The 18398-nt window shown below is 71.7% G+C and carries 21 protein-coding genes; 6 read left to right on the top strand and 15 right to left on the bottom strand.

Going from position 1 to position 18398, the window contains the following annotated elements; all coding sequences use genetic code 11:
- Positions 1-123: 123 nt before the first annotated feature.
- The 4 genes from J2W45_RS12915 (at position 124) to J2W45_RS12930 (ending at position 2875) form a co-directional block, all read left to right on the top strand.
- On the top strand, positions 124-450 hold the full coding sequence (locus J2W45_RS12915; protein ID WP_310132498.1) for a flagellar FlbD family protein: 327 nt from the start codon (positions 124-126) through the stop codon (positions 448-450).
- Positions 450-1268 (top strand): motility protein A, encoded by an 819-nt coding sequence (locus tag J2W45_RS12920; protein ID WP_310132501.1) that lies wholly within the window; start codon positions 450-452, stop codon positions 1266-1268. Before J2W45_RS12915 ends, J2W45_RS12920 begins: the two co-directional genes overlap by 1 nt.
- Position 1269: 1 nt before the next feature.
- Positions 1270-2103 (top strand): flagellar motor protein MotB, encoded by an 834-nt coding sequence (locus tag J2W45_RS12925; RefSeq protein WP_310132504.1) that lies wholly within the window; start codon positions 1270-1272, stop codon positions 2101-2103.
- 91 nt (positions 2104-2194) lie between these two features.
- Positions 2195-2875, top strand: a complete 681-nt coding sequence (locus J2W45_RS12930) for an SDR family NAD(P)-dependent oxidoreductase (RefSeq protein WP_310132507.1) — start codon at positions 2195-2197, stop codon at positions 2873-2875.
- On the opposite strand, the gene arfA is transcribed toward J2W45_RS12930, so the two are convergent.
- The 4 genes from arfA to J2W45_RS12950 form a co-directional block, all read right to left on the bottom strand.
- Complete coding sequence (gene arfA, locus J2W45_RS12935) at positions 2872-4377, bottom strand: arabinosylfuranosidase ArfA (RefSeq protein ID WP_310132510.1); 1506 nt, start codon at positions 4375-4377, stop codon at positions 2872-2874. The genes J2W45_RS12930 and arfA overlap by 4 nt on opposite strands.
- Positions 4378-4484: 107 nt before the next feature.
- Positions 4485-5498 (bottom strand): LacI family DNA-binding transcriptional regulator, encoded by a 1014-nt coding sequence (locus J2W45_RS12940; protein WP_310132514.1) that lies wholly within the window; start codon positions 5496-5498, stop codon positions 4485-4487.
- Between the two features lie 498 nt (positions 5499-5996).
- The gene (locus J2W45_RS12945) at positions 5997-6746 is read right to left on the bottom strand and encodes an ABC transporter permease (protein WP_310132517.1); all 750 of its coding nucleotides are present in this window, start codon (positions 6744-6746) and stop codon (positions 5997-5999) included.
- 133 nt (positions 6747-6879) lie between these two features.
- Positions 6880-7401 (bottom strand): hypothetical protein, encoded by a 522-nt coding sequence (locus J2W45_RS12950; RefSeq protein WP_310132518.1) that lies wholly within the window; start codon positions 7399-7401, stop codon positions 6880-6882.
- 48 nt (positions 7402-7449) lie between these two features.
- Between J2W45_RS12950 and J2W45_RS12955 the strand changes: the two genes are divergently transcribed.
- On the top strand, positions 7450-8367 hold the full coding sequence (locus J2W45_RS12955) for a GNAT family N-acetyltransferase (RefSeq protein WP_310132520.1): 918 nt from the start codon (positions 7450-7452) through the stop codon (positions 8365-8367).
- 65 nt (positions 8368-8432) lie between these two features.
- Positions 8433-8708 (top strand): hypothetical protein, encoded by a 276-nt coding sequence (locus J2W45_RS12960; RefSeq protein ID WP_310132522.1) that lies wholly within the window; start codon positions 8433-8435, stop codon positions 8706-8708.
- Positions 8709-8786: 78 nt separating this feature from the next.
- Here the strand turns inward: J2W45_RS12960 and J2W45_RS12965 are convergent, their stop codons facing one another.
- The 11 genes from J2W45_RS12965 to J2W45_RS13015 are packed head-to-tail and all read right to left on the bottom strand — an operon-like array spanning position 8787 to position 18398.
- Positions 8787-9959 carry a flagellar hook protein FlgE gene (locus tag J2W45_RS12965; RefSeq protein ID WP_310132525.1) on the bottom strand — a complete coding sequence of 391 codons (1173 nt, stop codon included), beginning with the start codon at positions 9957-9959 and terminating at the stop codon, positions 8787-8789.
- A 33-nt stretch (positions 9960-9992) separates the two neighbouring features.
- The gene (locus J2W45_RS12970; RefSeq protein WP_310132527.1) at positions 9993-10505 is read right to left on the bottom strand and encodes a flagellar hook capping FlgD N-terminal domain-containing protein; all 513 of its coding nucleotides are present in this window, start codon (positions 10503-10505) and stop codon (positions 9993-9995) included.
- A 12-nt stretch (positions 10506-10517) separates the two neighbouring features.
- The gene (locus tag J2W45_RS12975) at positions 10518-12038 is read right to left on the bottom strand and encodes a flagellar hook-length control protein FliK (protein WP_310132528.1); all 1521 of its coding nucleotides are present in this window, start codon (positions 12036-12038) and stop codon (positions 10518-10520) included.
- On the bottom strand, positions 12035-12745 hold the full coding sequence (locus J2W45_RS12980; protein WP_310132530.1) for a C40 family peptidase: 711 nt from the start codon (positions 12743-12745) through the stop codon (positions 12035-12037). Before J2W45_RS12980 ends, J2W45_RS12975 begins: the two co-directional genes overlap by 4 nt.
- Positions 12742-13176: a hypothetical protein gene (locus J2W45_RS12985; RefSeq protein ID WP_310132533.1), complete on the bottom strand. Its 435-nt coding sequence runs from the start codon at positions 13174-13176 to the stop codon at positions 12742-12744. Before J2W45_RS12985 ends, J2W45_RS12980 begins: the two co-directional genes overlap by 4 nt.
- Positions 13176-14489, bottom strand: coding sequence for a FliI/YscN family ATPase (locus J2W45_RS12990; protein ID WP_310132535.1), 1314 nt, complete (start codon positions 14487-14489; stop codon positions 13176-13178). Before J2W45_RS12990 ends, J2W45_RS12985 begins: the two co-directional genes overlap by 1 nt.
- A complete protein-coding gene (locus J2W45_RS12995; RefSeq protein ID WP_310132538.1) occupies positions 14486-15100 on the bottom strand; it encodes a FliH/SctL family protein in 615 nt (204 codons plus the stop codon). The genes J2W45_RS12990 and J2W45_RS12995 overlap by 4 nt, the downstream gene beginning before the upstream one ends.
- Positions 15090-16100: a flagellar motor switch protein FliG gene (gene fliG, locus J2W45_RS13000; RefSeq protein ID WP_310132540.1), complete on the bottom strand. Its 1011-nt coding sequence runs from the start codon at positions 16098-16100 to the stop codon at positions 15090-15092. The genes J2W45_RS12995 and fliG overlap by 11 nt, the downstream gene beginning before the upstream one ends.
- Positions 16097-17701 carry a flagellar basal-body MS-ring/collar protein FliF gene (gene fliF, locus J2W45_RS13005; RefSeq protein ID WP_310132543.1) on the bottom strand — a complete coding sequence of 535 codons (1605 nt, stop codon included), beginning with the start codon at positions 17699-17701 and terminating at the stop codon, positions 16097-16099. The genes fliG and fliF overlap by 4 nt, the downstream gene beginning before the upstream one ends.
- Positions 17701-18006 carry a flagellar hook-basal body complex protein FliE gene (gene fliE, locus J2W45_RS13010; protein ID WP_310132546.1) on the bottom strand — a complete coding sequence of 102 codons (306 nt, stop codon included), beginning with the start codon at positions 18004-18006 and terminating at the stop codon, positions 17701-17703. Before fliE ends, fliF begins: the two co-directional genes overlap by 1 nt.
- Positions 18006-18398, bottom strand: coding sequence for a flagellar basal body rod protein FlgC (locus J2W45_RS13015; RefSeq protein ID WP_310132548.1), 393 nt, complete (start codon positions 18396-18398; stop codon positions 18006-18008). The genes fliE and J2W45_RS13015 overlap by 1 nt, the downstream gene beginning before the upstream one ends.

Raw genomic sequence — 18398 nt, forward strand, 5'->3', positions numbered from 1 at the left:
AGCCGACTATCGGCCGCGTTACCGATCCCGTTAGGCGCGCGGCGTCCCCCTAACGACGGACCGTTCCGGACCGATAGTGCCCTCGTGACGGCTCACCCGGAGCCGAGACCAGGATTCGCGCCCATGATCGTCGTCACCCGATTGAACGACAGCCAGTTTGCGGTCAACCCCGACCTCATCGAGCGCATCCACGCCAGTCCGGACACCACTCTCGTCATGGTCGACGGGGCGAAGTTCATCGTCACCGAGACCCTGTCCGAAGTGATCGAGAAGATCGCCGCGTACCGGGCGCGTGTGATCGCCCTCGCCCACGACCTCCCCGCCGCCGGCCCGCGCCCCGTGCCCGCGCCGCCGCTGGGGCTCGTGACGCTGACCGGCCTGGAAGACGACGACACGGTTCAGGCTCACCCCGAGTCCCGCGCCGTCCCCCTGCGAGCAAGGAAGAAGTAATGGACCCGGCAACGATCATCGGCATCGTCCTCGCGTTCGGCGCCGTCGTCGCGATGGTGACGATGGAGGGCGCCCACCTGAGCGCCCTGCTGCTCCCCGCCCCCATGGTGCTGGTCTTCGGGGCGACCATCGCCGTCGGCATCGCCAGCGGCACGATCAAGGACTTCCTGACGGCGTTCAAGGCGCTCCCGCGCGCCCTGCGCGGCAAAGTGGAGCCGCCCCAGCAGGTGATCGACCAGGTCGTCGGCCTCGCGGAGAAGGCGCGCGCCAGCGGCCTCCTCGCCATGGAGCAGGAAGCCGAGGGCGTCGACGACCCCTTCCTGAAGCGCGCCCTGCAGAACATCGCCGACGGCACGGACGGCGACGAGCTGCGCGTGCTGCTGGAGGACGAGATCGCGACGCGCTCCAAGAAGGACCGGGTGGCCGCCAAGTTCTTCAGCGCGATGGGCGGCTACGCCCCGACGATCGGCATCATCGGCACCGTCGTGTCGCTGACCCACGTGCTCGAGAACCTCGCCGAGCCGGGCGAGCTGGGACCGCTGATCGCGAGCGCGTTCGTCGCGACGCTGTGGGGCCTCATGTCGGCCAACTTCCTCTGGCTGCCGCTCGGCGCGCGCCTGCGCCGCCTCTCCGAGCTGGACGTCGAGCGGATGACGCTGCTCATGGAGGGCGTGCTGGCCGTGCAGTCCGGCTCGCAGCCGCGCCTCCTCGGCGAGCGCCTGCGCGCGATGGTGCCGGACGGCGACGCGGACAAGCCGGCGTCGAAGGCCGCCAAGGCGTCGCGCGGCGCGAAGGATCCCGTCGAGGAAGCCGCCTGACATGTCCGCCCGCCGTCGCAAGAAGCACGAGGAGCCCGAGGAGCACGAGAACGAGGAGCGCTGGATGGCCTCCTACATGGACATGGTCACCGTGCTCATGTGCATGTTCATCGTGCTGTTCGCGATGTCGACGGTGGATGCGAAGAAGTTCGAGCAGCTCAAGGACTCGCTGGCGACCGGCTTCGGCCAGGTGAAGACGCAGAAGATCGACACCGCGGCCGGTGTCGTCGTGCCCCCGAAGCACGTCGACGAGTCGGGCAAGTCGACCGACTTCGCGCTGGCGCAGCAGGAGGTGCAGAACCTCCAGCGGCTGAAGGACCAGATCCAGGCCGCCCTCACCCACGACGGGCTGCAGGATGCGGTGGAGCTGAAGATCGACTCCCGCGGCCTGACCATCGGCCTGGTCGGCAACTCCACCTTCTTCGACTCCAACCGGGCCGAGCTCAGCCCCCGCGCGGTCGCCGTGCTGAACGACATCGGCCCGGTGCTCGCGCCCGCCTCCTACGACGTCTCGGTCGAGGGGCACGCCGACCTGCGCCAGCCGGGCGCGCCCTACCCGACCAACTGGGAGCTCTCCGCCGGCCGTGCGACCAGCGTGCTCCGTCACCTGGTGGAGGTGAACGGCTTCCCACAGGCCCGCATCGCGGCGGTCAGCTTCGGCTCGGCCCGTCCGGTCGACGGCTTCACCGGCACGACCGACAACGACCTCGCGCAGAACCGCCGAGTGGATGTGGTGGTGCTGTCCGCACAGCCCGACACCATCCGCAAACTGATCCCCCAGGCGCTGCAGGCCCCGGCCCCCGAGCCCACCACCGCTCCCGCCGCCTCCCGCTGACGCCCTCCCCCACCGTCGAGTACACGAAAAGTGCACGCCATTCGGCCGTTAAGCGTGCAATATTCGTGTACTCGACGGGGTTGAGGCCGGTATGGATCTTCAGATCAGTGATCGCGTCGTCCTCGTCGTGGGCGGCACCGGCTTCATCGGCTCCGCGGTCGTCGACCGCCTCCGCGCCGAGGGCGCGACCGTCGTCGTCGCCTCCCGCAACGCCTCCGCCGACGGGGTCGCACTGGACGCCGCCGACGAGAACTCCGTGCGCCGGGGAGTCGACGAGGTGCTGAAGCGTCACGGACGCATCGACGGCCTCGTCGTGACGGCCGCACCGCCCGCGCAGACCCTCGACCCGGCCCGCAGCTCCGACCCCGAGCAGATCCTGAGCGCGGTCGACGGCAAGGCGCTGTCGTTCCTCCGCGTCGCCCGCGCGGTGATCCCCGCGATGCGCGAGGCCGGCTTCGGCCGGATCGTCGCGATCAGCGGCCAGAACGCCTACATCAGCGGCAACATCACGGCGGTGGTGCGCAACGCATCCACCATCCTGATCGCGAAGAACCTCGCCGACGAGCTGGCCGGGACGGGCGTCGCCGTCAACGTCATCAACCCCGGCCTCGTCACCGAGACCCCCTCCGCCGAGGTCGCGCCGGGGCGAGGCGGGGAGTCGTCCCCCGACCAGATCGCCGACCTGGTCGCCTTCCTCACCTCGCCCCGGTCGGCGGTCGACGGCGAGTCCATCGCCGTCGGCCACCGGATGCTGGGGACGACCCTGCTCTAGCCGAGCGAGACGGCGGTCCAGGAGACCGGCGGCAGCTCGAGGGTGAGGATGCCGTCGGCGAGGGATGCGGTGGGCGTCGGGCGCAGGCCGACACGGTTCTGGTCCTGCATCGTGTTCTTCGCGTAGACGTCGTCGTCCCAGAGGGAGAGCGCCTCGCGCACCGCGGAGACGCCGAGGTCGCGCACGTCGACGCTCACCGTCTGCGTCTCGGTGGTGCTGCGGTTCACGACGAAGAGGGCCGCCGTGCCGTCCGTCTCGTCGACGGTCGCCACCGCATCCACCAGGTCGGCCTCGCCGTAGACCGCGGTCTCGTACTTCCCGGTGCTGATGGTCGGCCGCAGCACCTCGCCGCGCGCCAGCCGGCTCGTCACCGAGAACGGGAAGAACGTCGTCTGGCGCCACGCGTCGCCGCCCGGCTCGGTCATGATCGGCGCGATGACGTTCACCAGCTGCGCGAGGGATGCGCTGGTCACCCGGTCGTGGTTCTTCAGCAGCGTGATCAGCAGGTTGCCGAGCACCACCGCATCCGCGACCGAGTAGACGTCCTCGAGCTGGCGCGGGGCGTACCGCCACTCGTCGTTGACCTCCTCCGACGCCTGGTGCTCGTCGAGGTACCAGATGTTCCACTCGTCGAACGAGATCTGGATGCGCTTGCGGCTCTTCAGCTTGTTGCCCACGTGGTCGGCGGTCGAGACGACGGTGTCGATGAAGTACTGCATGTCCACCGACGACGCGAGGAACGACCCGAGGTCGCCCCCGCGCTCCTGGTAGTACGCGTGCGCCGAGATGAAGTCGACGTGCTCGTAGGAGTGCTCGAGCACGATCCGCTCCCAGTCGCCGAAGGTCGGCATCCCGGATCCGGACGAGCCGCAGACCACGAGCTCGAGGTCCTTGTCGGCCATCTTCATCGCGGCGGCCGTGCGGGCGGCGAGCTTGCCGTAGTCGTCGGCGGTCATGTAGCCCGTCTGCCACGGGCCGTCCATCTCGTTGCCCAGGCACCACATCCGGATGTCGTGCGGCTCCGGCGTCCCGTTGGCGATGCGCTGGTCGCTGAGCGCGGTGCCGGACGGGTGGTTGGCGTACTCGAGCAGGTCGAGGGCCGCCTGGATGCCGCGCGTGCCGAGGTTGACGGCCAGCATCAGCTCCGAGCCGGTGAGCTTCAGCCAGCGCGAGAACTCGTCGAGGCCGACCTGGTTCGACTCCAGCGAGTGCCAGGCGAGGTCGCGGCGGACCGGGCGCTGGTCGCGCGGGCCGACCGAGTCCTCCCAGCGGAAGCCGGAGACGAAGTTGCCGCCGGGGTAGCGGATCGTGCTGGAGCCGAGCTCGCGCACGAGGTCGACGACGTCGAGGCGAAAGCCGTCCTCGTTCGCGGTCGGGTGACCCGGCTCGTAGATGCCGTCGTAGACGCAGCGCCCCAGGTGCTCGACGAACGAGCCGAAGATGCGGCGGTTGAGGGGCGCGACGCGTGCGGCGCGGTCGATGACGATGCGGGTGTCAGACATGGGACTCCAGGGATGCTCGTTTGCGAAAGTCGCGATCTACAACGTTGTAGTACAACGATGTAGACCATAGTGCGCGGGGAAAGCGACCGTGTCAAACGGATTCCCGGTCAGCCCGCCGACGACTCCCGCTGCACCAGCCGGAAGGGCACGGCGATCTCCTCGGGCGCGAACGCTTCGGACGAGCCCTCCATGCGCCGGATCAGCAGATCGACTGCCGTGCGCGCGATCTCCTCCCGCCCCGGGTCGATCGTGGACAGGGTCGGCATCGAGTACTGGGTCTCGTCGACGTTGTCGAATCCGACCACGGCCACGTCCTCCGGGACGCGCAGGCCGGCCTCCTGCAGCGCACGCAAGGCGCCGAGCGCGATCGCGTCGTTGAACGCGACCACCCCGTCGAACGGGGTGCCGGCCGTCAGGAAGTCACGCATCCCCTCGGCACCGTTGCGCCGCAGCCACGTCCCGACCGGGACCACGAGGGACCCGTCGAACGGGATCCCCGCCGCGTCGAGAGCCTGCCGGTAGCCGTCGAGACGCAGCGCGGCCGAGCCGATCTCCTCGCCGGGATGCGCGCCCAGCGCGACGATCCGGCGGCGGCCGCCCGCGATGAGGTGCTCGGTGGCCGCCCGAGCGCCCTCGGTGTTGCGCATGGTGACGTGGTCGCGGGTCCCGTTCACGCTGCGGTCGCCCAGCAGTACCAGGGGGGTGCTGAGCTCGGCGATCAGGTCGGCATCCCCCTGGTCGAGCGTGAGGACGCTGTGGAGCACGCCGTCCACCATCCGGGCGCGCGGCTGGCGCAGCACGTCGATCTCGTGCTGCCGGTCGTCGCCGAACTGCTCGATCAGCACGGCGAGCCCCCGCTCGGCCGCCGCCCGCATCACGGAGTCGGCCAGCTCGGCGAAGTACGCGTTGCGCAGGTCGGGGATCATCAGCGAGATGACGTTCGTCCGCCCCGACCGCAGGCTGCGCGCCGACAGGTTCGGGGAGTATCCGAGGGTGTCGATCGCATCGAGGACCTTCCGCCGGGTCTCCTCGCGCACGTACGGGTAGTCGTTGATGACGTTGGACACCGTCTTCACGGACACACCGGCGAGCCGGCTGACATCGTGCATCGTCGCAGCCATGAACCCCCTCTCGCGCCTCCCCTGACATTACAACGTTGAAAGCGGGCCTCGCGCGCGGTCGCGCGGCGCCGAGTGGTGACATCCTGTCCCTATTCGCGGGGGATTCGGGCATCTACCCACGAGTCGTTGACGCGGGGACGCGGCAGGGGGACCGCGCGGGCGCGAGTGGTGACATGATGTCGCCATTCGCGGGGATTCGGACATCTACTCACGAATCGATCGGGCGCTCGTGGCATGCGCGCGCTCACGACGCGCGCGCCTGCGCCGCCCGATCGCTGAGGTGCACGTTATTGCGCCCGACACGCCGCACCCCCGCACAACAACGTGCACTTCAGCGCCGCAGCGGCACAGGGATGCGGCCATGCTGCCGGCGCCCAGCCGTCAGCTCGCCGAGGGTGCACCTTGTTGCGGGCGACACGCCGTCTCGCTGCGCAACGACGTGCACTTCGGCGAGAGGGGGCCGGGGAGAGACGAGGGTAGCGGGATGCGCGGGGCGCGTCAGCGCAGTGCCGCGGGACGCACTCGCACGGGCGCCAGCCACGTGGAGACGATCACCGCGGTGATCGCCCCGGCGGCCATGATCGCGGCGAGCACGACCACCTGGAAGCGGCCCGCCTCGAGGGGCGACACTCCCCCGAAGATCGCGCCCACGAACGCGCCGGGCAGCGTGACGAGCCCGGTCGTCTTGGTCTGGTCGACGGAGGGGGTCAGCGCCGAGTACACCGCGGTGCGCGCCTGGTCGAGTGTGGACTGCCGCGGCGTGGCGCCGAGCGCGAGCCATCCCTCCACCTCGTCCCAGTGGTCGCGAACCCCCTCGGTGAACCGGCGCCCGGCGAGCGTCGCGATGCTCATCGAGTTGCCGATCACGATGCCGCCGATCGCCAGCGCGTACCGGGCGGTGAACGCGATCGCGCCCGTCAGGAAGACGACCGAGAACGACACGATCACGCCGCTGGCCATCGCCGTCGCCATCATCGCCGCGTGCCCGCGCGACCATCCCACGCGGTGGGTGGCGGTGCCGGCCGCGACCGAGAACATGACGAGCAGCGCGAGCGCGACCCACAGCGGGTTGGTGATGACCCCCGCGAGGATGACGCTGATGATCGCCAGCTGCGCCGCACCCCGCAGGATGGCCAGCGCGGGCGCCCAGCGGTGCGGCACCCGGTAGGCGGCCAGCACCCCGACCGCGACGAGGGCGAGGACCGCCACGCCGAGCAGTGTCGGCGCGAGCTCGGCGACGATGGGCACGACACGAGCCTACGGGCTGCGCACAGCGGGACTCTGCACGACGACGACCGCCCGGCCCCGCCCGCCAGGCTCCGCCCGAGCGGCTGCCGCCCATGGACCCCGCCGTCAGCCGGCCCCCGTCAGCCGCCGCCCGTCAGCCGCCGACTCGGAACGCGAACCGGTCGCCGAACGAGAACCGGTACTCGTCATCGCAGCGGTAACCCCGCAGCCACGGACGCCCGTCCACGACGCGCAGGTAGAACCCTTTCGGATACGCGACATCGTCGCTGAGCGGCGCCGCGGCGACCTTGAGCGCCCCAGCCGGCGACCGCCCTGCGGACAGCACCGAGTCGGGCGCGTTCTCCTGCCACGACATCGCCAGCCGGAGGTACGGGCCCGTGTCCGGAGGGCACAGCTCCAGTCCGTGCGCGCGAGCCGCGTCGAACACCTCGGGCAGGGTCCCGCCGCCGACCAGTCCGAGGTCGGCGAGGTCGCGCTCCAGGATGTCGACCTCCTCGGCGTCGCGCGCGTCGAACACCGCATGGTCGAGCAACGTCTCGGCATACGCGTTGAGCTGCACTCCCGCCGCACGGAGGGCCGCCCGCAGCTCGTCGCGGGTCGACCCTCCGACGCGGAGCTTCAGGGGACCGTCCGGTCGGGCGTCAGGCGCGCTCATCCCTCAACGGTACCGATCCGCGTCACCCGCGCTGCGTAGGCTTCACGCATGCCGATGTCCGAGTACGTTCAGTCGATTCGCGACCGGGTCGGGACCGACCTCCTGCTGCTTCCCGCTGTCACCGCGGTCATCCGCGACGGCGAGCAGTTCCTGCTCGCCCGGGATGCCTCCGGATTGTGGAGCCTCATCGGTGGCGGGGTCGAGCCCGGTGAGGAGCCCGCGGACGCCGTCGTGCGGGAGATCTTCGAGGAGACAGGTGCTCACGTACAGATCATCGGGATCGTGGGCGCCTACGGTGGACCCCCACTCGCAGTCGAGTACCCCAACGGCGACCGGGCGACGTACATCACGACCGCCTACGAGTGCCGCCTTCTCAGCCCGGCGACGCCTGATCTCGACGAGATCGTGGAGCTCGGATGGTTCGACCGGGACGCCATTCCCGCTTCGGCCCGTCGCGAGTGGATCGACCGCGTGCTGGCTGACGTCCCTCGCACCGAGCCGACAGTCGCCGCGTCACACGCTTCCGAGCCCGGGGTTCACATCGCGGTCGCCGATGCCCTGTCCGAGGATGACTTCGACGCGCTTCAGCGACTGCTGCCGCAGCTCTCCTCAACGGCGACCTTCGATCGGGCACGAATCGAGGCGATGCTGCGGCACGACGGAACCGATCTGGTGGTTGCCCGCGAAGACGGCGCACTCGTCGGCATGGCGACGCTCGCTTCCTTCCCCCTGCCGACCGGCGCTCGCGGCCACCTCGACGACGTCGTGGTCGACGAGACGCTCCGCGGCCGCGGCATCGCCCGCGCCCTCCTGGAGGCGGTCATCGAATTGGCTCGGACCCGTCGTCTGCGGACACTGGATCTCACGTCACGGCCGTCGCGTGAGTCGGCGATTCCGCTGTACGAGGCCGTCGGCTTCGAGCGACGGGACTCCCTGTTGATGAGATACGCGGGCGACCTCGGGTAGCCGCGGTCTTGCTCTTGGCGTAGCGGGTATCGCGGTCAGATCGAGCTTGAGCTACCTTGAGGCGCATGGATCAGAGCGACGACGACAGGATCTTCACTCCCGGCTTTCGGAGCCTCTGTCTGAGCATCGTCTTCGGCACCCCGTTCCTGGTCGGATCGACGCTCCTCGTCATCGCGTGGGTGAGGGCGGCGAACTACACCGGCGTCGGCGAGGGAGTTCACGACATCCTGCTCTGGGGATTCTGGCTCGCGGTGATCGGTCTGATCGGGTTGCTTCCGGTGGCAGCGCTGCGGGGCGCTGGTCAGCGTAACCGCGCCAGCCACGTGATCCACCCTGGGTAGACAGCAGGGGCTCCGGCGTTTCCCGAAGACCCCTGCTGTCGATGCGACCAGTCAGGAGACGGTCCGGTTCCCAGGGAATCACCGCTTCAGGTTCGTCAGCTCCTGCAGCACCTCGTCGGACGTCGTGATGATGCGGGCGTTCGCCTGGAAGCCGCGCTGCGCGACGATCAGGTTGGTGAACTCCTGCGACAGGTCGACGTTCGACATCTCCAGCGAGCCGCCCTGCAACTGGCCGAGGCCGTCCTCGCCCGGTCCGCCGAGCTGTGCGGCACCGGAGTTGACGGTCGCGCGGTAGGTCGAGCCGCCGGCCTTCTCGAGGCCGCCCGGGTTGACGAACGTGGCCAGGGCGATGCGCCCGACGGACTGCTTGTCGCCGTTCGAGAAGAGGCCGGTGATGGTGCCGTCCTTGTCGAGGGTGAACGACTCCAGCGTTCCGGCCGCGCGGCCGTTCTGGTCCTTGAAGGCCACCGAGGTGATCCCCGAGTAGCCGGTGACCGAGCCGAGGTTCACCGCCACCCCGCCGACGGTCAGCGATCCGCCCGCGGTGAGGGTGCCGTTCGTGAACGTGAGCGATCCGGTGCCGGTCGCGCCGGCCGCATCCGCGCCCGCAACATCCCAGCCGGCCGCGGTCTTCGTGAACGTCAGCGTGAGCTTGCGGGCGGAGCCGTTGGCGTCGTAGACGGAGATGTCGCGCACGAGCTGGTCGCCGTTCACCGCGTCGGCGGGCAGGTTGCCGGTGACGTTCGCGGTGGTCGTGGCCGAGGCCGGGGTGACCGCCTTCAGCGGGATGGTGATGTCGCTCAGCGCGCCGCCCTGCTGCACGACGCCGTTGACCGCGTTCCACCCCTGCAGGATGGCGCCGCCGGGTCCCACCAGCCGGCCCAGCTCGTCGGGGTCGAGCGACCCGGCGCGCGTGTAGACGGTCTCGCCGCCCATCTTCATCACGAAGAAGCCGTCGCCGTTGATCATCATGTCGGTGGAGCGGCCGGTCGCCTGGGCCGCGCCCTGGGTGAAGTTGGTGGAGATGCCGGCGACGAGCACGCCGAGGCCGATCTGGGCCGGGTTCGTGCCGCCGGTCTCGGCCTGAGCGCCGCCGGCGCCCTTGACCAGCTGCGAGAGCGTGTCCTGGAACTGCACGGCCGACGCCTTGAACGCGGTCGTGTTGACGTTGGCGATGTTGTTGCCGGTCACGTCGAGCATGGTCTGGTGCGAGCGGAGGCCGGAGATGCCGGAGTAGAGCGAGCGGAGCATGGGTGGTTCCTTTCGTGAGGAAGAGCGGTGAGGTCAGGCGGTCGGTGCGGTGGAGCCCGAACCGGACGAGCCGGAGCCGGACGACGAGCCGGAGCCCGAGGACGTGCCGGAGCCCGCGGCGGCCGGCGTCACCACCCCGAGGATGGAGTCGAGCGCGATCTTCTGATCGCCGACCGTGACGATCGGCACGGCGCCCGCGTAGGAGACGGAGGAGGCGACACCGGTCTGCGTGTCGCCGTTCTTGTCGAGGTAGCTCACGGTGTGCCCGATGAGGGTCGCCGCCGCCTGCCGCATCTGCAGGGCGAACCCCTCCTGGGCGGTCGTGTCCATGTTGGTGAGCTTCTCCATCATGGCCAGCTGCGTGGTCTGCGAGATCATCTGGTTGGTGTCCATCGGCGAGCTCGGGTCCTGGTTGCGGAGCTGGGTCACGAGCAGCTGCATGAACGCCTCGCTGTCGAGCGACTGCTTCGGCGTGCGCGTGGGGGGTGTGGAGTAGATGCCGCCCGTGGAGGCGGTATCGGTTCCGGTGATGGGGTCGACGGCCACGGTGGCTCCCTTCTAGACGATCAGGTCGATGGTGTGCGTGGACCCGTCCGCGGGTGCGGACGGAGTGGAGCGTGTGGATGCCGCCTGCGCGACGCCGGCGCGGCGCGCCTCCTCGCGCTGCCCGCCCGCGAACCCGCGTCCGCCGTCGGAGGGTGCGTCATGCTGCGGCGCGGGCTGGTTCTGCGACGAGAGGTCGAGCGTTCCGCTGAGGCCGGCGCCGCTGAGGTCGCGGCGCAGGTCGGGGAGGATGGCGCGCAGCGCATCCCGTCCGAGGTCGGTCGGGGCGAACAGCTCGACGCGGACGCCCTCGCTGCCGACGTGCGCGCGAACGGTCACGGGCCCGAGGGTGTCGGGCGTGACGTGCACGGTCATCACGTGCTCGCCCGCTCCCGCCGCGGCCAGCGTGAAGACCGGGCGCGCCAGCTGCGCGGGCAACGAGGGGGTGGTGGAGGCGGCGGGCGCGGGAGCAGGGGGCTGGGCGGCGGCCGCGCGATCCGGCGTGATCGTGGGCGTGGGTGTAGGCGACGCGATGGGCGCGGGGGATGCTGCGGCGTCGGTCGCCGCAAGCTTCGGGCGCGCGGCGTCGGCAGTGCTCTGCACAGCAGTGGATGCGGTGCCGGCGGTTCCCGCGGAGGTGCCGGCCGCAACGGCTGCGGTGGATGCGGCGACAGTGGGCGTGGTCGGCGTTGCGACCGCATGGTCACGGGACTCGATCGCGGACGCCACGGGGGCGCCGGTTGCACCAGGCTGCTCGTTCCCGGCCCCGGCGAGGGACGTGTTGGGCGCGGCCGGGGGCACGGCAGGCGTGCCGGTGGGCGATGCGAACCCCGGCTGAGGGCCGGCGGCGCGCGACTCGGGCACGGCAGATCCCGCGGCGGCAGTCGGGGCGGCCGCCGTCGCTCCCGCGGACGGTTTCGCGATGTTCGCGCCGTTCGCCGTCTCGGACGCTGCCGCGGCCTCCGCAGGAGCAGCGATCGCCGAGGCGACGGCCGCACCCGGCGTGATCTCCGCCGTCGCCGCAGCGAGCGGAACGGCGCCGCCATCCGCGACGGCCGTGACGGCCTCGCCCACACCGACGGCCACCGCAGACGCAGCGCAGGCCGAAGCCGACACCGCTGCGGCAGTCGCATCCACGGTGACCGGGAGAGCGGCATCCGTCACGATCGCCGCGGCGGCCGCCGCAGGGTCGGCGCCAGGAGCACCCGTCGTCGTCCCCTCCGCACTCGTCGCATCCATCGCGGCCGGAGTCCCGACGTCGCTGTCCCCGCTCGCCGCGCGCGGACGCCCGTGACCGCTGTGCTCGCCCGACACCTTGCCGGGGTGCGCCCCGCGCCCGACGGGCCGACTGTGCTCGTCCCGTCGCGGTTCGGACCGCGCTGCATCCGGCCGCGCGCCCTGCGCGTCACGGGGCCCCGCATCCACCGCCCCCTGCAGGAACGCGTCGAACGCCTCCCCCGACCCCTTCGCCGATGCGCCGGAAGCCGGACGCGCGGGCACCGTCGGCGGCGCCGCGGTCACGCCGCCCGGGCTCACAGCGAACCGCCCTGGCTCAGCGACGCGAACAGCGACCGCAGCATGTCCGCCTGCGCCGACGAGCCCGCCGACCCGGCGGAGCCGGCCCCGGACAGCAGCGACGCCAGCGACCCGAGTCCTGCGGACGCCGCGGGAGACGCCACGGCCGGAGCCGCCTGCGGCACGACCCGGCGGATCGTCACGATGTCGGAGTCCTTCATCCAGTTGTCCACCAGGCTCACGGTGCGTCCCTCGCTGGGCGCGTGGATGACCTTGCCGTCGCCCGCGTAGATCACGATGTGCTCGCCGCCGTTGGTGACGATGAGGTCGCCGGGCTGCGCCTGGGCCAGCGACGGCACCTCGGTGCCGACCGTCGACTGGCCCGAGACCAGGCGCGGCACGTCGATCCCGAGGTCTTTGAACACCCGCTGCACCAGACCCGAGCAGTCGAGCCCGGAGGCGCTGGTCCCGCCGAACACGTAGGGAACGCCGAGGTACTTCTTGGCGTCGGCGACCACGTCCGACCCGGTCACGGCCCCCGTCGAGGTGCCGTCCGTGGCGCCGAGCGCCCCGGAGAGCGCCGAGGCGAAGTCCGCCGCCGAGGTCGAGGTCGCAGCCGAGCTCCCGGACGACGCCGACGTCGCGCTCGTCGCCCGCGTCCCCGTCTCCAGCTGCACCAGCGTCGCCTGGATCTGCGCGATCCGGCCGATCGCATCCGTCACGGTCATGCGTCTGCCCCGTTCCTGGCGCGCTGCCACGCGCCCGTCGCGATCTCGTCGATGGCCGCCTGCTCGGAGCTCAGGTCGCCCGCGACGACCTCCGCCCGGTGCCGCGACTCCAGCTTCTCCAGCCCGACCGCCCGCTTCTTGGCCTCCGTGAACGCGTGCTGCGCCTCCGCCGCCTGCGCCTCGGCCTCCGCGGCGAGCGCCGACAGGTCGGCCAGCATGCTGCGGCTGGAGGCGCGCGCGGCCGCCATGGCGAAGAGCGTCCCGGCGTCGGTCGCCTCGACCGGGACCGCGTGCAGCGCCGCGATCGCCCGAGCCTGCCGTTCCCCCGCATCCCGCCGCATCGCGTTGGCCGCGGCCAGGTCGCTGGCCGCGTGCTCCTTCTCGATCTGCCGCAGTCGCAGCAGGCCCGCCAGGGCGAACGCCCGTGCCATCACACGCCTCCCAGCATTCGGACGAGCGCGTCCAGCCGCGCCCACGATTCCGCCGCCGCGGCCGGTTCGCCGATGCCCTGACGCAGGAACGCGTCGATCGCGCCGGCGTGGGCGACCGCGGCATCCACCTTCGGGTTGGTGCCCGGCTTGTACGCACCGACGTCGAGCAGGTCCTGCGCGGCGACCTTGGCGGCCAGGATGCTGCGCAGCGCCACCGCCGAGGCCCGCTGCTCCGGCGTGGTCACGCGCGACGCGAGCCGCGAGACGGAGCCCAGTACGTCCACCGACGGGAAGTGGCCGACCACGGACAGCTTGCGGTCGAGCACCACGTGCCCGTCGAGGATGGAGCGCGCGGCGTCCGCGATCGGCTCGTTGTGGTCGTCGCCGTCGACGAGCACGGTGTAGAGCCCGGTGATCGATCCGGTCTCGCCCGTCCCGGCGCGCTCCAGCAGCTGGGCGAGCAGGGAGAACGTCGACGGCGGGTAGCCCCGGGTCGCCGGCGGCTCCCCCGCCGAGAGCCCGATCTCGCGCTGGGCCATGGCGACGCGGGTGAGTGAGTCCATCATCAGCACCACGTCGGCGCCCTCGTCGCGGAACGCCTCGGCGATCCGGGTCGCCGCGAAGGCGGCGCGAAGCCGCATGACGGCCGGCTCGTCGGAGGTCGCGACCACGACGACCGAGCGGGCCAGTCCGGCGGGCCCGAGGTCGTCCTCGAGGAACTCGCGGACCTCGCGGCCGCGCTCCCCCACCAGCGCGATCACCGACACCTGCGCGTCCGTCCCGCGCGCGATCATCGACAGCAGGGACGACTTGCCGACGCCCGATCCGGCGAAGAGCCCGAGGCGCTGGCCCCGGCCGGCGGTGACCATCGTGTCGAGCACCCGCACGCCGAGGCCGAGGGGCTGCAGGATGCGCGCCCGCCGCATCGCATCGGGCGCCCGGTTGCCGAGCGGAACGAACCCGTCCGGTTCGATCGGTCCGAGTCCGTCCACCGGTCGTCCGAGCGCGTCGACGACGCGGCCGAGCATCCCGCGTCCGGTCGGCACCAGCAGCGGTGCGCGAACGGCCCGCGCCGGCGCTCCCGCGGCGATCCCGGTCAGCGGCCCGTACGGCATCACGCGGACGCGGTCGGCCGTCGTGGCCACGACCTCGGCGTGCACGCCCGGCTCCTCGCCGATGACCACGACGTCGCCCAGCGCCGCCGGGACGCCCTCGAGCTCCGCGCCGAGACCGACGACACCGGTGACCCGGCCGACGCGTTCGACGGAAGCAGCGGCGACGGCCGTCCCCCAGCGTTCCAGGACCGCGCTCATGACAGCGCCTCCTTCGCACGGAGCATGGCGGCGTGGATGCGCCCGTCGAGCCAGCCCGTCGGCAGCTCGCCGATCGCGTCGCCGCGCGTCAGGGTCGGGTCCGCGACGAGCTGCGTGTCCTCGTACGCGATTCCGGCGCGGTGCAGCTCGGCGACGTCGTCCGGGTGCATGCGCACCACCGGCACGGCCCCCGGGCGGCCCGCGGCGACCACGCGCTCCACCGCCGCGCGCGCTGCCGCGAGCCGGTCCTCCAGCGCGACGCCCACCACGGTGGTCGCGAGCTCGAACGCCGCCTCCAGCAGCACGGACTCGGCCTCCGCGAGCAGTGGGACCGTCGCCTCCCGCAACTCCACCGCCGCACTCCGCAGCGCGGCGGCCAGCACCGCGACCCGGTCCGCCGCCTCGACGGCCTCCGCCGCACGCGCGTCCTCGGCATCCGCCAGCCAGCGCGCCTGCTCCTCCGCGGCGGCGCGACGCCCGTCGGCGAACCCCGCCGCGTACCCGCGCGAGCGCGCGGACGTCATCGCGGCGCGCTCGTGCTCCGTCTCGGCGATCACCGGGACGGCGAGCGGCTCGAACGCGACCGCGGAGACGGCGGACTCACTCGACATACGCGTCCTCGTCCCCGCGCTGCACGGTGATCGCACCCGTCGCCTCCAGGTCGCGGATGGCGCGCACGATCTCGGCGCGCGCGTCCTCGACCTGCGAGACCCGCACCGGGCCGAGGATGCGGACCTCGTCCTCGAGGATCTCCCGGTTGCGCTCGGACAGGTTCGACGTGATGACCTCGGTGACCGCCTCGCCCGCGCCCTTCATCGCGACCGCCAGCACCGCCGCATCCACCCCGCGCAGCACCTGCTGCACGTCGCGGGACTCCAGCCGCACGATGTCCTCGAAGGTCAGCATGCGCGAGCGCACCTCTTCGGCCAGCTGCGGGTCGCGCTGCTCCAGAGCCTCGAGCAGCGCCTTCTCGGTGGCCGCGTCGGAGCGGTTGATGATGTCGACGAGCGGCTGCACTCCCCCGACGGCGTCGGACGACGCCCGGGATCCCACCACCGCGGTCGCGCGCTGCTTCAGCGTCTCCGCCACCACGCGCACCGCATCTGGGCTCGGCGACCCCATGGTCGCGATCGCGTGGGCGACCTCCGTGCGCGTGCGCTCGTCCAGCCCGGTCAGGATGCGCGACGCGTGATCCGCGCGCAGGTGCGCCAGCACGAGCGCGCTGGTCTGCGGCAGCTCCCCCGCGAGCAGCATCTGCACCTGGGCCGGCTCCACGGTGTCGAGGAACTCGAACTGCTTGCCCGCGAGGTTCGACGCCACCCGGTTGAGCACGCCGGTCGCGCGCTCGGCGCCGAAGGACGCCTCCAGCAGCCCCACCGCGATGTCGCGGCCGCCGCGGGTCGTCATGGTGCCGCGGGTGGCCAGGTCGTGGAACTCGTTCAGCGCCTTCTCGGCGACGGCGGGGTCCACGCGGCGCAGCCGCAGGATCTCGGCGGTGATCTCGTCGGCCTCCTCGTCGGAGAACTGCTTCATCACCTGGGCCGCGCGCTGCTGATCCATGTTCATCAGCACCACGGCGACCTTCTGGGCGCCGGTCAGGGTCGCGTTCATACGCCGGCCCTGTCATCCATGAGGCTGCGGAGGAACTCGGCCGTCTTGTGCGGGTCGCGCTCGGCGAGCGCCTCGATCTCCGCCCTGCGGCGGTCGGCCTCCACCTCGGCCGGGTCCGGGGTCGGGTCCGGCAGCGGGTCCAGCTGCATCGGCACGGTGGGCGCCGCCTGCTCCAGAGCGATCGGGAACGGGGAGGCGTCGAGCGCGAGCGAGTCCGCGTCCAGCGCGAGCTCGGCGTTCTCGGCGGCCCGGCGCCGGCCGCGGCGGAACAGCGCGAACGCGATGATCGCGGCCGCGACGATCGCCCCGGCGATGAGGGAGGTGCGGATGATGCTGGTCAGCTGGTCGGCCGCCGCGGCGTCCTTCGCCTCCTTGATCGCCTTGGCCGCCTCGGTCGCCCCCGCCTTGCTGAACGGGACCATCTCGACGCTGACCGAGTCGCCGCGCTTGACGTCGATGCCCGCTGCCGCGTTGACCAGGTTGCGGATCTCGTTGGCGCTGACGCCGCCGACCGCGTCCGAGTTGAGCGCGACCGAGACCGTCTGGCGGTTGATCGCCCCGGCCGGGATGGTGCGCTGCTCGGTCACCTTGTCGACCGCGTTGTCCTTCGTGCTCGACTCGGAGTTGAAGCTGCCGTTGCCGTTGGTCCCGTTGGGCACGGCGATGTTGTCGGGGCCGAGCACGCCGGCGCCCCCCGCCGCCCCGGAGCCCGTGTAGGTCTCCTTCTGGGTGGTCTCGCTGAGCGAGGGCGCATCGGTCGGCGCGGTGTACGACTCCTCCGTGCGCTGCGCGCTCTCGGTGCTGACGTCCGCCGCCACCGCGACGGTCGCGTTGCCTGCGCCCACGACCTTGTCGAGCATGTCCTGCACCGCGGCCTTCACCCGGGTCTCGTAGTCGCTGGCCTGCTTGTCCGCTCCCCCGGTCGCGCCGCCGCCGACCGTGCTCAGCACGGTGCCGTCGGCGTCGACCACGGCGACGTCGGTCGGCTTCATGCCGGGAACCGCCGCGCTCGTGAGGTGCACGATGGCCTGCACCTGGTCGGCGCTGAGGTTCACGCCGCTCAGCGTCTCGACGAAGACGGAGGCCGTCGGGTCCTTCTTGTCGGCCGCGAAGACGGTCTCCTCGGGGATCGCCAGCCGCACGGACGCGGTCTTGACGCCCTTCATCGCGGCGATCGTGTTGCCGAGCTCGCCCTCCATCGCCCGCTTGTACGTGACGTTCTGCTGGAACTCGGACGACGTGACGCCCATCTTGTCGAGCAGCGAGTAGCCGCCCGTGTTGGAGGCTGGGAGCCCGGCGGACGCCGCCTTCAGCCGCTCGTCGTAGACCTTCTCCTGCGGCACCAGGATGGTGGATCCGCCGTCGGTCAGCTGGTACGGCACGTTGTCGGTGCGCAGCTGGTCGACGATCGCGGAGGCGTCGGACGCCGCGACGCCGGAGAACAGCGGCGTGTACGACGGCTGGGACGCCCACATGGCGATCCCGGTGATCCCGAGGGCCACGACCGCGACGCCGATGATCGCGATGACCCGCTGGGCCAGCGAGAACCCGCGGATGGAGTCGCCGATCCGCCGGAAGAAGCTCGTCACCTGCTGGGGCATCAGGCCTGCATCCGCATGATCTCGTTGAACGCGTCCACGGCCTTGTTGCGCACGCCGGCCACCAGCTCCAGGGTCACCTGGGCGCGGGTGGATGCGATGGTCGCGTCATGGATGTCGTCCAGGTTGCCGGTGACCGCCTGGATGGCCAGCTTGTCGCTGGTCCCCTGCAGCTGCTGCAGGTCGTCGACGGCTCCGGTGAGGGCGTTCCCGAAGGACGCTCCCCCGGTGCCGCTCGTGGCCGACGTCGCCGAGACGCCCGGGTCGGCGGTCACGGCGGAGATCGCTCCGATGGCGGGGATGGGCATCAGTTCCTCCCGATCTGCAGGGCCGCCTGGTAGGTCTCCTTGGCCCGGTCGACGACGGCCGCGTTGGCCTGGTAGCCGCGCTGCGCCATGATGAGCGACCCCATCTGCTCCGACAGGTCGATGTCCGGGTAGCGCACGTATCCGTTCGCGTCGGCGACCGGGTTGTCGGGCTCGTAGACCATGCGGCCCTCGGCGCTGCCGTAGGCGGCGCCCGCGACGTAGGCGCCGGAGACGCCTTCGCCCTCCTGCGCGACGATGTAGCGCGCCTGGAAGGCGGCGCCGTCGGTGGGCTTCGCCGTGTTGATGTTGGCGAGGTTGTCCGAGATGGCGTCCAGCCACTTCCGGTGCAGGGTCAGGCCGGTTCCGGCGATCCCGATGGCGTCGAAGGTCAC

The organism is Leifsonia shinshuensis (genome assembly GCF_031456835.1).
GTDB lineage: Bacteria > Actinomycetota > Actinomycetes > Actinomycetales > Microbacteriaceae > Leifsonia > Leifsonia shinshuensis_C.